The sequence below is a fragment of the Alteromonas sp. AMM-1 genome, from assembly GCF_047290655.1.
Classification (GTDB): Bacteria; Pseudomonadota; Gammaproteobacteria; order Enterobacterales; family Alteromonadaceae; genus Alteromonas; species Alteromonas mangrovi.
On the sequence record NZ_JBLBUE010000119.1, the window covers coordinates 1 to 10,842 of the forward strand.

Sequence of the window (10,842 nt, forward strand, 5' to 3'; positions counted from 1 at the left end):
CCGTCGATAAATGGCGTTAATCAATGGCCTCAAACAGTGCACGGATTGTACGTGGATGATCACAATACCGTTTGGGTGGGAGGTAACGGCAAAGGCGATCACGTGGTATTAAACTTTACGTCAGACGGGAAGTTCATTCGTCAGTTTGGCGAGCGGGAGCGTACTGATGGCAATGTGAGTGAGTCGGCATTAGGCAACCCGGCAGACATTCACCACGATACCCACACCGGTGAAGTGATCATCGCCGATGGCTACATCAACAAACGTATCATCGGCTTCGATACCCACAGCAATGAATTCTCCAGATTGTGGGGAGCTTATGGCACCGCACCGGGTGGCGGTACGCGCGATGGCGACTTTGATGTGTCACAAGCAACGGCAGGTGCTGAAGACATTAATTTGGCCGCTCCGAACTTTGGCGACATAGTACATTGTGTAACCAAGTCTCCCGATGGTCGAATATACGTTTGCGACCGTCGTAACAATCGCCTGCAAATATTTAAAGACGACAATAATGGCGACCTGACCTTTGTTCGCGATCTGGTGATTTCAGGCGAAACCATGGGCCTGGGTACCGCCACCGATGTGGCTTTTTCGCCTGACAATAAATACCTGTATGTTGCAGATATGATGAACGGCCGTATTTGGGTTTTGTGGCACGACACTTACGAAGTACTGGGCAGAATTGGCCGTAATGGCCGTTACGCTGGGCAATTTACCTGGCTTCACAGTGTCGTTAGCGATAGCCAGGGCAACTTGTATACGTCGGAAGTGTCCACTGGGCGACGGGTACAGAAGTTTGTGTTAGTAAAATAGCGCAGCCTGCTTTACCAGCGCTGTTGATGGACTTTTAGTCTTACCCCAATAATGATCCAGGTTCATCTGGCTTATTGATTTTACGGTGGATGGTGCGTTCAGAAGATAATAGACAGGTTGAGGAACCCCATCCCGAATGGCATAACATTATTAAGGCGCAGTTGCTAACAAAACCTGGTACAACTACCGGGAGCATTCCGCGATAAGTGCACCAGGTTCATCTGTTTTTAATTCGGTGTTTGCGTAATCAATACTCTCGCTTTAACGGCGAAAGACAAGATTTAACGAAGGTACAAAGCGGCACTCACATACAACAAACCGTATTGTTAACGATTCAGTTCATTAAACGCAAACAGGTTGTCTGTTTAAACGTCACTACGTTGTAGGTTAGTTATTTGCCGAAACAAGCCAGCAAAAGCACATTATTCGTAGTGACGTTCCATCCACATGATCTTCATTTTAAGATCGCGAATTTCTTGCTTTGCATCGGCTAATTCCTCAACAATCGAACGATCCTGTACTGCGTTATCATCATATGAAGTGTTCAGAGCACTGCTATCTTGTTGTGACATAAGTATTCACCGCGTTTTGTTTAAGATTAAGGGTACGAATAAAAATGTAATTCTACATGAAAACATACAACAATCATTACAAAAAGCCCAAAAAAACTAGCGAATACTAATCATTTTTTTGAAAAATGATTGGAGTTTTAACTTCAGCCTTGACCAAAAATATTCGTAATCACACTCAGGAAAACATAAAAAATACTTACAAAACATAAATTTGAAAATTAGCCATTATAAAACACTAACGCTTCCCACCGTACCCATTTTATTTTTTGAAAGAAGCGCTTCAATCCACAGATAGACAACTACTTGTAATTTAATCTGTAACTATTCACTAACAAATTCCAACAACAACGTTCCGAAACGCTGTGGTTATAGGCAGATCCCAGATATCGCTTTGCGATTCTGGGATGACCGACAGTGGTTGTATCTGGTGAGCAAGCCTTTTTAGGCAGATCCCTGATATCGCTTTGCGATTCAGGGATGACGGAATTAGGTTGTTTGCAGTGTGCCTGCACTTTTAGGAAAATCCCTGACATCGCTTGGCGAGTCAGGGATGAATGAAAAAGGCAATGTAGGCTTATTTATCCAGCGTGATCCGGCCATTTACGGTAGACACTCTTACCTTACCTTCACCGCTACCCATGGTGAAATCAATCCAGCGGCCTGGGCCGTACTTCGACTTTTTCACTTCGGTGTCATTCAGGTTATTGATGATCTTACCCCCAGCATGTGCTTCAACCTCGAAACGGGCCGACACGTCAGGCTGGAATGAAAGCTCAATACGCCCGCCTACTGAATCCACTTCCACTTCGCCACCTTTGGCAAGTTTCATGTCTACTTTGGCATTCCCGTTTACCGACGTCATGTTCAGTTCGCTCACATTGCCTAGCATGAGCTTCGAATTACCATTCACGGTTTCCAGTGAGATCACTTTACTGTTACTTTGCAGGTCGATTTCGCCGTTTACGCTAGTCACCGTTAAGCTGTCTTCGCTTACGTGTTGTACTTCCATATCGCCGTTTACCGACTCAATTTCAACGCTACCAGATACCTTTACCAACTCAATGTTACCATTCACCGATTCCACAATGACCCGGCGGGCAACATCTTCCAGGACAATATTGCCATTTACCACTTCGACTGACGTTCCGCCTTGAACACCACTTACTTTTACGTTGGCATTCACGGTTTCATAAGACACTTTGCTGTTTACCGGCACGTATACTACCAGGTCATCCTTGGCGTCATCTTTGTCTTCCCAGTGATAGTGGTTGTTCTTCACTTCTACATCGATCACCACCGTATTGCCCCGGGTTTCAAAGGTAAACTCTTCGGTTAGCGAGCCCAGTTTACCGCTGATGCTCACCTGATTTTTGTCCCAGGTTTTGATTTCAGCTTTACCGTACACGTGCTCCATTTCAACCGTTGGCGAACTGTTGGTATCCAGTGTCTGATCGATAGTTTGTTGTGCCCAGGCCATACCTGATGTTGCCAGTACGATTGCACCTACACCTATACGGCGTAGCAAAGAGGTATTAAACGTAATATTCATGATCGTTCCTCACATTTAAATTTGTTGCCATTTGGGCGCGTGCACTCGCTCAATCAGGTCAATTTGTTGTTGATACACAGTTTGTAGCATGCGAAGCAGTGCTACGTTGTTCGGGTCGTGCTTCAGCGCCGATTTAATGGCTGCTGCGGCATCTTCCAGCTCGGTTAATTGAGCCTGCCAGTTATCCGTTAGTGCGGGTTTATCCTGGTAAGTCACCAGCAGTGACGATTTCTGACTCTCGTATTGTTCACTCAGTTGCGCTATTACTGCAGCGCTATCCAGGCCCGTTACCGCGGGGTCAGATAAACTCGACATACTGAGCCACACAGCCACAGCAGGGACTAAAATACTGGCTGCTACTGCACCATACATCCAGGACCGGGGCTTTGATTTACCTGCGATTGAAGGTTGTTCAGTAATCGCCAGTTCAATCCCCTGCCATAAGTCGCGATTTGGCTGTACGCTGTTGGGGAGCGACTGTAGCTGTTGCTGTAAGCTGTCTTGTGATTTATTGGTCGTCATCACCTAACCACTCCTGTAATAACTGTCTTGCCCGATGAAACTGCGCTTTACTGGTGCCTGCCGCCATATTCAGCATGTCGGCAATGTCTTCGTGTCGGTAGCCTTCGATAGCGTGCAGCACAAACACCTGCCGGGCCCGCTCGGGCAATTTCAAAATACATTTATCGAGTTGCGATAAGTCTAACGACTCGCTCGCTGTAATCTGTTGTTCGTTGGCACTTTCCAGACCAAACATACGGTGAAACCAACCCCGTTGCTTGCGCATGTAAGATATCGTTACGTTAGCCGTTACGCTGTGTAGCCAGGTAGAAAACTGGCTTTTGTGCGAAAAGTTTTCCAACTTTTGCCATACCTGCACAAACACTTCCTGGGTAGCATCTTCCGCCAGCGCCGCATCGCCGGTAAGACGTAAACTCAATGCGTATACCTGACCCACATACTTTTGATAAATGTGCTGATACGCCTGCACATTTCCCTGCATGGCTGCCTGCAAGTGCTGCTGTAATTGTTGTTGAGCAAATGCATCGGTAGCATCCACTACATTTCCCTGGCCGACTGTCATGTCATTGGGCTCTCTTTCGTTATTTTTTGTTGTTACAGGGCATTAGTCGCAACGCTTTTAGCGAAGGTTTAAAGGACATGAAAAAAATTTAAAAAAAACACAAAACCATCATAACCCGTAATGCTTTGAATTAAATAGCAATGACAGCATGTAGTTTGAAAATAAGAAGCAGGTATTAGAAAACAAGACATGATAAGAAAAGGGCAACTCGCTGGCTGCCCTTGTGTTGTTTATTTTAGCGATGTCCACCAGCGCGATTCGGGATAGTCACTTCCTACCGTCACGACCTCACCCACTATAGGTGTAGTAAGCGATACGCCTTTTTCAGCCGCAGCGTGACTGACTCTGTCGAGCGGTTCATACCAGGCGTGAAAGGCCAGGTCGAAGGTGCCGTTGTGAATTGGCATCATCACTTTTCCCTGTAAATCTGAATGTGCCTGTACACTTTGCTCTGGCGTCATATGAATATCCTGCCAGTCTTTATCGTATGCACCGGTCTCAATAAGGGTGAGATCAAATGGGCCATATTTGTCGCCGATAGTTTTAAATCCATCGAAGTAGCCCGAATCACCGCTGAAATATACACTCTGAGCAGGTGTTTTGATAACCCACGCCCCCCACAAGGTTGCATTGGCGTCCCCTAGCCCACGCCCTGAGAAGTGTTGAGTGGGCGTAAACACAATAGTGATATTGTTAAACGAACGCGACTGCCACCAGTCAAAGCTATGGATTTTTTCAGCTTGAATACCAAAGCGTTGCAGATCGCCTTCTACGCCTAACGGTACGTAGAAGTTTGCGACTTTTGATTTCAACAAGGTAATGGTTTGCTTGTCCAGATGATCATAGTGATTGTGCGAAATCAGTACGCGGTCGATAGGAGGTAAGTCTTCCAGACTAATGGGCGTATCCTGAAACCGTTTCGGCCCCAAAAAACGAACAGGCGAGGCGCGCTCTGAGAAAACCGGATCGAGCAACCAGTACTCTCCTTCTACTTTCATTAAAAAAGAAGAGTGACCTAATTTCACCAGATGTATCCCTTGGTCGGGTATCTCTGCTATCGCCCCGGCGGTTAGGTATTTCATTGGTAACGGTAGGTTTGGCTCGGTATCTACGCGCTTTTCCGTAATATACCGCCACATAATCTTAAGCGTCTTCGACAAACTATTCGGCGAAGTAGGCGCGTCATTCACAAATTTGCCATTGTGATAATGCGTCGACCCAGAGAGATCGGCTATTACTTCTGCATTTAAACTCTTGATCATCAATCCAGCTCCAGTCAGCACAATAAGGGAAAGGGCAATACCTAAATATTTCATTTCAGACTCTTCAGTAAACTACACTGTGTAGTTTACTTTTAAAGCAAAAAAAGTAAACTCAATAGTGTAACTTTTTATGTCATTGGGCTATGATGCCTGTTGTTTAGTAGCTATGAATAACAAAAAATACAGTGACATGAAGCTCTCGGAAAAAAAGCGATTACAAATTGTTGAAACCGCAGCACGTTTATTTGCCAGCAACGGATTGGAGGCCACCAGTATGGATGTTGTGGCAACGGAGGCAAAGGTGTCAAAGCGTACGGTTTACAATCACTTCGCCACCAAAACGGCCTTGTTTCAGGCGGTGTTGGAATCTATGTTTGCTAACGTCGACCAGGGAGAGCAAATTGCGTTTGATGCCAGCCAACCTTTGGATTTGCAGTTAAAGGCCATCGCCGGTAGTGAAATAGCACTGCTTACTTCCCCTACCTATATTGCTATGGCACGAGTGGCGTTTATGCAAATGCTACAGGACCCGGAATTGGCCAAATCCCTTAACGGGCAGTCGGTTGGCTGTTTGCGCTATCTCGATAACTTTTTAACTGCGGCCAACCATGCCGGCGTGGTTAATATTCAGGATATCCAACTTGCAGCAAAACAGTTTGTTTATCAGCTCAAATCGTTAATTTTTTACCCGTTACTGTATGGTATTGTGGAGCGTCATGATTTGAACTGTGATTACATAGTCGACGAAACCGTAAAGCTTTTTGTCGCCAGATATACCTAACATTACTTTAAGGATGCTGCTGTGATTGTTTCTGCGTTGTATGCGGGGCAACCTGCTCCACTAGGCCCCCGAAAGGCACTATCGGCTATATGCAAACAGCCGGTAAACCAACTCACGGTGCATATTGATCGCACCGACGAAGACCAGCAAGCGAACCTGCGTTTGCATGGCGGCCCGGAAAAAGTACTTCATCAGTTTAGCCTTAGCAGCTATAACACCATTGAAGCTCACTTCCCGGCACTTGCCAACAAACTGCTGCCTGGCAGTATTGGTGAAAATATTTCAATAGATGGCATGACCGACGAAAATGTGTTTATTGGCGATGTTTACGCCATAGGTGAAGTGATTGTTCAGGTGGGTGCACCGCGTGCGCCCTGCAACAAAATAAACCACCGTTTCGACACGCCAAACCTCGATCAATTTGTTGGTAATAAGGGCGTAACGGGTTGGTACTACCGGGTAAAACAAACCGGCGTAATCAACGTTGGCGATACGGTGGCGTTAATTGAACGTGCCGCCAACACGGTAAGTGTGGGCGAGTTAATGCGCACGGTGTATAACCCTGAATATTTTGGCAATGCTGCCAAATTGGTAAGTATTCCGGTATTGGATGACGAATGGCGGGGTAAATGTGAAAAGGCAGCTGCTAAAGCCGCTGGCTAAATTACCCTGCAACAAGGTGCCGGTATTTTGCTATGGCACCCTGCAGATACCGACATTACAACGCATCCTGTTTGGACAGCGAGTACGTGGTCTTTCTGCTAAATTGTATGGCTGGCAACGCTTGATGAGTCACGACGGGTATTGGTTTATTACTCCCAGACCAGGCGCTGCGGTGCGGGGCAAGGTCATCTGGTTGTCTGTTCAACAATTGCAGCATTGCGATAACTGGGAAGAGGTACCTTACTATCAACGCGAGCGTGTAAGGGTGCTACAAGGCAATCGACGCCTTTCCACTTATGCATACACGCGGCGAGGCGCAAAAGGCAAAGCCAAATCAACCTCTTCGCTGTCGGCGTTTCCTTTGCCAACAGTGTTCAAAGCGGCTAAACAGAGTCGCTTTGCCGCTTTGCCCTAATAGTCGCACGGCGGATATTGCGCCACAGTCTCACTTGCCGCTTGTTTCAACAACGCCTGTACATTTGCAGGTACATCAAGGGTATGAAAAGTAGAAAGCAAATCTACCGATTCGCCGGTAATGGATTCCGCCAGCACAAACGCGGCAAGCAATGTACCGGTTACATTCGCGTGATTCCCGTCGGGAGCGTACAGTGCGATGCTTGGGTCCACCCCAATGGCCCAGTCCCAGGCAAGACCCACAGGTGCCACACAAGCACCACTTTTTTCGGCAATGCCTTTATGAATATTATGAATGTACTGACCATCAGTGGGATCGCTTTGAATGCCCCACTCCGGAAATAATACCGGTTGCGCGTAATTTGAATACGCTCTTCGAATAAGTACCTCAGCTCCCTCAGTAGAGTAAACCTGCGTATGTGATACCGAAACGCGCTGCGCCTGCAATACAATATGGCTCCAGGTTTGCGAGTCGATAGCGGATAACACCTCACTGGATTGGGCATGCTGATATAGAAACGCAATTTGCTGGATCCGCTCTACACGAATTGTTTTTTCAGGCACTAATGCTTGTAATACCATTGCCAGTGTATCGGGCAGGTTAACCGAGGCAGTGTGACTGTTACCCATCATTAAAACACTGATCGTATTGGGGTCGAGTGGCGACGGCCCCGATGGCGGCTGCGTAACAGGCGGTATGGGTTCCCCGCCAGCACCACCACCTGACGAACCACCGCATGCGCTAAGCCCTGCAACCAACACCATCAGTACTATCCGTGTCGCCCAGTGTCGACGTTGTTTATTGTGCATTTTCCTGCTCTGTTCAACTACCCGCCACAACATTAACAGGGCTTAATCCTTCACGCACGCGCTTTTATTGTCTATTATTTGAACAACAACAACAGCATTAGGACAATCACACATGGACGTAAAAGCAATGATCGATGCCATCCTGGCCAAAGAAGGTGGCTACGTTAATCATCCCGCAGATCGCGGTGGCCCCACCAATTTTGGCATCACGCAAAAAACATTGTCGCGCTATCTGGAAGTGGTAGTTACCGCCGAAATGGTGAAAGCCATGGACATAGAAACCGCGCGTGATATCTATGAACTCAACTACTATCGCAAGCCCCGAATCGACAAACTCCCGGAACCCTTGCAGCCATTTCTGTTCGACTCAGCGGTAAATCACGGCCCACGCCGTGCGATCAGGTTTTTACAGGAAGTGTGCAATGATGCCGGTTTTGGCCCCCTCACCGTAGACGGGCTAATGGGTCCGAAAACCAAAGCACAGGCATTTGCGTGCCTGGAAGCACTCAAAGACTGGATGCTGGTTGCCCTCGTAGAAGAACGCCAGATGTTTTATGTGGAAATTGCCACTAACGATGAATCCCAGCAAGTCTTTCTGAATGGATGGCTGGCCCGCGCCCGCAGTTTCCTGCCCACTGAAGCAATAGCGTAAGGATACTCTCATGGGCAAACTATTAGACAATCCCGTATCGTCGATTGCATCGTCGGTGTCTAATACCAATTCGCATAGAAGTTTGCTCACTCAGCAGCACTGGCAGGCTTTTTAGCTAGGCTTGATTGCACAGGTTTGGTGGTTCCAAATCAAGCAAGCGTAACAACGCTAAAAAGCCTGCCAGTACTGCCCGAAGGGAGTGGCCAAAACGACTTACATCTGTGTTGCGTCCTCTGGACATAGAATGACTATGCCTCAGAGAACGCGTCGTGATCTAAGTCGTTCTGACTCACTCTGAGAGGGCAAACTTCTATGCGAATTGGTATAAAGGCGTAGAAACCGTGGCGGGGGTATTCACTACCAATAAAGAAAAAGAGGCACAGCGTTCTGCCGATGAACAAATGGCACTAGTCCGGGCGTACCAGGCCGAATTTAACAAACTGGAAAATCGCAACTGGGTAGATTCACTGGCAGACGGATTTAACCGCTTAATACGGCCAATGATTGTAACGCTGATCCTGTTTATCTTTGTGGTGGCTTACATTTCACCAAAACATCTGGCAGAAATTACCCTTGCCATTAGTGCCATCCCAGATGGTTACTGGACACTGTTAAGTGTAATCATAGCCTTTTACTTTGGTGGCAGAATGCAGCTAAAAAGCCAGCAATTCCGATTTAGTGAAACCCAGGCGCAAGCGGTTAAAGCGCTAATTGAAACCAAAGCCGAATTCAGAAAACTGGAAATAGATAACGATGAACCTGATCGCCTGATTGGTGACAGTGCCGCAAAAGAGAGTGACTTTGACAAACGCCGAGCGGCACAAATTAACACGGCAGTAGAATCGGCTCTGCAGCACGCGGTTACCGACCCAACAGATACAACACAGCTAGCAGCCAACCAGCAGGCACTTGCCAGTAAAGTAACCGAGATGCTAAACGAATCACCGGATTCACTTAAAGCAAGGCGAAAGTTTGGGCCTCGGAAATTAGGCAGAAGGTAACTTAATTGAATTACCAGCTTGGTATATTTAATAGAGCAATACAGCGTAATTACAGCGTAGAAATCAGGTTGCGTGAATAATGCCTACAGCCAGCCCTACTTTTTTAATACGCATAAAAAAACCGCGCCTGAGCGCGGTTTTTTCGAACCGTTTAGCAATTAAGCTTCAGCGATAATTACAACTTTAGCAGTTGCCATTACTTCTGAGTGTAATTGCACGTCGATGTCGTATTCACCAGTTTCACGCAGGGTACCTGTAGGCAGCTTAACTTCTGCCTTAGTTACCGCTACGCCAGCAGCAGTGATTGCTTCTGCGATGTCACGAGTACCAACAGAACCGAACAGTTTACCTTCTTCACCAGCTGGTGCAGCAATAGTAACTTCGCCCAGTTCAGCAATTTTAGCAGCACGCGCTTCGGCAGCAGCCAATTGCTCAGCAATTTTCGCTTCCAGCTCAGCACGACGCTGTTCAAATTTTTCAACGTTAGCTTTAGTTGCAGGAACTGCTTTACCCTGTGGGAAAAGGAAGTTACGTGCAAAGCCAGACTTAACAGTGACAGTGTCACCCAAACCGCCTAAATTGGCGACTTTATCCAGTAGAATGATTTCCATCGATGCTACCCCTTATTCTTCGCCAAATTACTTGTGTGAGTCAGTGTACGGAAGCAACGCTAAGAAACGCGCACGCTTGATCGCACTAGACAGTTGGCGCTGATATTTAGCGCTGGTGCCGGTAATACGGCTAGGTACAATTTTACCGCTTTCGGTGATGTAGTTTCTCAACGTAGCGATATCTTTGTAATCAATCTCAACAACACCTTCTGCAGAGAAACGGCAGAATTTACGACGTCTAAAAAAACGAGCCATTGTTAATTCCCCTTATTCTTCGCTTGCTGCGGTTTCTGAACGATCTGCGCGCTCACCACGAGGTGCAGAATCTTCACGACGTTCACGACGCTCTTCCTTCATCATAGGAGAAGCTTCAGTTACGGCACCTTTGGTACGCATAACCATGTTACGCAGGATAACATCGTTGAAACGGAAAGCAGTTTCCAGCTCAGCAACAGCTTCAGCAGTAGCTTCAGCGTTGATCAGAACGTAGTGTGCTTTGTGCAGCTTTTCAATTGGGTAAGCCAGTTGACGACGGCCCCAATCTTCCAGACGATGGATTTTACCACCTTCTTGCTTCAGGATAGTGGTATAACGCTCGATCATACCAGGTACTTGTTCACTCTGGTC

Annotated in this window: 14 protein-coding genes and 1 pseudogene; 6 read left to right on the forward strand and 9 right to left on the reverse strand. The window is 47.0% G+C overall.

Annotated elements, in window-relative coordinates; translation table 11 throughout:
- Positions 1-816, forward strand: a pseudogene (locus ACLR2L_RS15180) (hypothetical protein); the annotation flags it as partial.
- Between the two features lie 422 nt (positions 817-1,238).
- On the opposite strand, the gene ACLR2L_RS15185 reads toward ACLR2L_RS15180, so the two are convergent.
- From ACLR2L_RS15185 to ACLR2L_RS15205, 5 genes are all read right to left on the reverse strand, one after another.
- Positions 1,239-1,388 (reverse strand): hypothetical protein, encoded by a 150-nt coding sequence (locus ACLR2L_RS15185; protein ID WP_181405233.1) that lies wholly within the window; start codon positions 1,386-1,388, stop codon positions 1,239-1,241.
- 574 nt (positions 1,389-1,962) lie between these two features.
- Entirely contained in the window at positions 1,963-2,937 is a 975-nt protein-coding gene (locus ACLR2L_RS15190) for a DUF4097 family beta strand repeat-containing protein (protein ID WP_413369244.1), read from the reverse strand.
- 15 nt (positions 2,938-2,952) lie between these two features.
- Positions 2,953-3,459 (reverse strand): hypothetical protein, encoded by a 507-nt coding sequence (locus tag ACLR2L_RS15195; RefSeq protein WP_413369246.1) that lies wholly within the window; start codon positions 3,457-3,459, stop codon positions 2,953-2,955.
- Positions 3,446-4,021: an RNA polymerase sigma factor gene (locus ACLR2L_RS15200; RefSeq protein WP_413369248.1), complete on the reverse strand. Its 576-nt coding sequence runs from the start codon at positions 4,019-4,021 to the stop codon at positions 3,446-3,448. The genes ACLR2L_RS15195 and ACLR2L_RS15200 overlap by 14 nt, the downstream gene beginning before the upstream one ends.
- A 230-nt stretch (positions 4,022-4,251) precedes the next feature.
- Positions 4,252-5,337 (reverse strand): MBL fold metallo-hydrolase, encoded by a 1,086-nt coding sequence (locus ACLR2L_RS15205; protein WP_413369250.1) that lies wholly within the window; start codon positions 5,335-5,337, stop codon positions 4,252-4,254.
- 112 nt (positions 5,338-5,449) lie between these two features.
- Here ACLR2L_RS15205 and ACLR2L_RS15210 point away from each other — a divergent pair, with 112 nt between their 5' ends.
- From ACLR2L_RS15210 to ACLR2L_RS15220, 3 genes are read left to right on the forward strand one after another with little or no spacing between them, the layout of a single operon-like run.
- Positions 5,450-6,064: a TetR/AcrR family transcriptional regulator gene (locus ACLR2L_RS15210; protein WP_413369252.1), complete on the forward strand. Its 615-nt coding sequence runs from the start codon at positions 5,450-5,452 to the stop codon at positions 6,062-6,064.
- A gap of 21 nt (positions 6,065-6,085) precedes the next feature.
- On the forward strand, positions 6,086-6,727 hold the full coding sequence (locus ACLR2L_RS15215) for an MOSC domain-containing protein (RefSeq protein ID WP_140961058.1): 642 nt from the start codon (positions 6,086-6,088) through the stop codon (positions 6,725-6,727).
- The gene (locus ACLR2L_RS15220; RefSeq protein WP_413369255.1) at positions 6,696-7,142 is read left to right on the forward strand and encodes a gamma-glutamylcyclotransferase family protein; all 447 of its coding nucleotides are present in this window, start codon (positions 6,696-6,698) and stop codon (positions 7,140-7,142) included. The genes ACLR2L_RS15215 and ACLR2L_RS15220 overlap by 32 nt, the downstream gene beginning before the upstream one ends.
- Here the strand turns inward: ACLR2L_RS15220 and ACLR2L_RS15225 are convergent.
- A complete protein-coding gene (locus ACLR2L_RS15225) occupies positions 7,139-7,951 on the reverse strand; it encodes a hypothetical protein (protein WP_413369257.1) in 813 nt (270 codons plus the stop codon). The genes ACLR2L_RS15220 and ACLR2L_RS15225 overlap by 4 nt on opposite strands.
- A gap of 112 nt (positions 7,952-8,063) precedes the next feature.
- Between ACLR2L_RS15225 and ACLR2L_RS15230 the strand changes: the two genes are divergently transcribed.
- A complete protein-coding gene (locus ACLR2L_RS15230; RefSeq protein WP_413369259.1) occupies positions 8,064-8,603 on the forward strand; it encodes a glycoside hydrolase family 108 protein in 540 nt (179 codons plus the stop codon).
- 284 nt (positions 8,604-8,887) lie between these two features.
- Entirely contained in the window at positions 8,888-9,604 is a 717-nt protein-coding gene (locus tag ACLR2L_RS15235; RefSeq protein ID WP_413369263.1) for a 3TM-type holin, read from the forward strand.
- Between the two features lie 158 nt (positions 9,605-9,762).
- On the opposite strand, the gene rplI is transcribed toward ACLR2L_RS15235, so the two are convergent.
- The 3 genes from rplI to rpsF form a co-directional block, all read right to left on the reverse strand.
- Positions 9,763-10,215, reverse strand: coding sequence for a 50S ribosomal protein L9 (gene rplI / locus ACLR2L_RS15240; protein WP_140961068.1), 453 nt, complete (start codon positions 10,213-10,215; stop codon positions 9,763-9,765).
- Between the two features lie 27 nt (positions 10,216-10,242).
- The gene (gene rpsR / locus ACLR2L_RS15245; protein ID WP_140961070.1) at positions 10,243-10,470 is read right to left on the reverse strand and encodes a 30S ribosomal protein S18; all 228 of its coding nucleotides are present in this window, start codon (positions 10,468-10,470) and stop codon (positions 10,243-10,245) included.
- 12 nt (positions 10,471-10,482) lie between these two features.
- Positions 10,483-10,842: 30S ribosomal protein S6 (rpsF, locus tag ACLR2L_RS15250; protein ID WP_413369261.1), on the reverse strand; the 360-nt coding region annotated here is incomplete at its 5' end.

Excerpts from the sequence above, each read along its gene's own strand:
- ACLR2L_RS15225 (WP_413369257.1), bottom strand. The coding sequence starts at position 7,951 with ATGCACAATAAACAACGTCGACACTGGGCGACACGGATAGTACTGATG.
- ACLR2L_RS15210 (WP_413369252.1), top strand. The coding sequence starts at position 5,450 with ATGAATAACAAAAAATACAGTGACATGAAGCTCTCGGAAAAAAAGCGA.
- ACLR2L_RS15230 (WP_413369259.1), top strand. The coding sequence starts at position 8,064 with ATGGACGTAAAAGCAATGATCGATGCCATCCTGGCCAAAGAAGGTGGC.
- ACLR2L_RS15185 (WP_181405233.1), bottom strand. The coding sequence starts at position 1,388 with ATGTCACAACAAGATAGCAGTGCTCTGAACACTTCATATGATGATAAC.
- ACLR2L_RS15205 (WP_413369250.1), bottom strand. The coding sequence starts at position 5,337 with ATGAAATATTTAGGTATTGCCCTTTCCCTTATTGTGCTGACTGGAGCT.
- rplI (WP_140961068.1), bottom strand. The coding sequence starts at position 10,215 with ATGGAAATCATTCTACTGGATAAAGTCGCCAATTTAGGCGGTTTGGGT.
- rpsR (WP_140961070.1), bottom strand. The coding sequence starts at position 10,470 with ATGGCTCGTTTTTTTAGACGTCGTAAATTCTGCCGTTTCTCTGCAGAA.
- ACLR2L_RS15190 (WP_413369244.1), bottom strand. The coding sequence starts at position 2,937 with ATGAATATTACGTTTAATACCTCTTTGCTACGCCGTATAGGTGTAGGT.
- ACLR2L_RS15195 (WP_413369246.1), bottom strand. The coding sequence starts at position 3,459 with ATGACGACCAATAAATCACAAGACAGCTTACAGCAACAGCTACAGTCG.
- ACLR2L_RS15200 (WP_413369248.1), bottom strand. The coding sequence starts at position 4,021 with ATGACAGTCGGCCAGGGAAATGTAGTGGATGCTACCGATGCATTTGCT.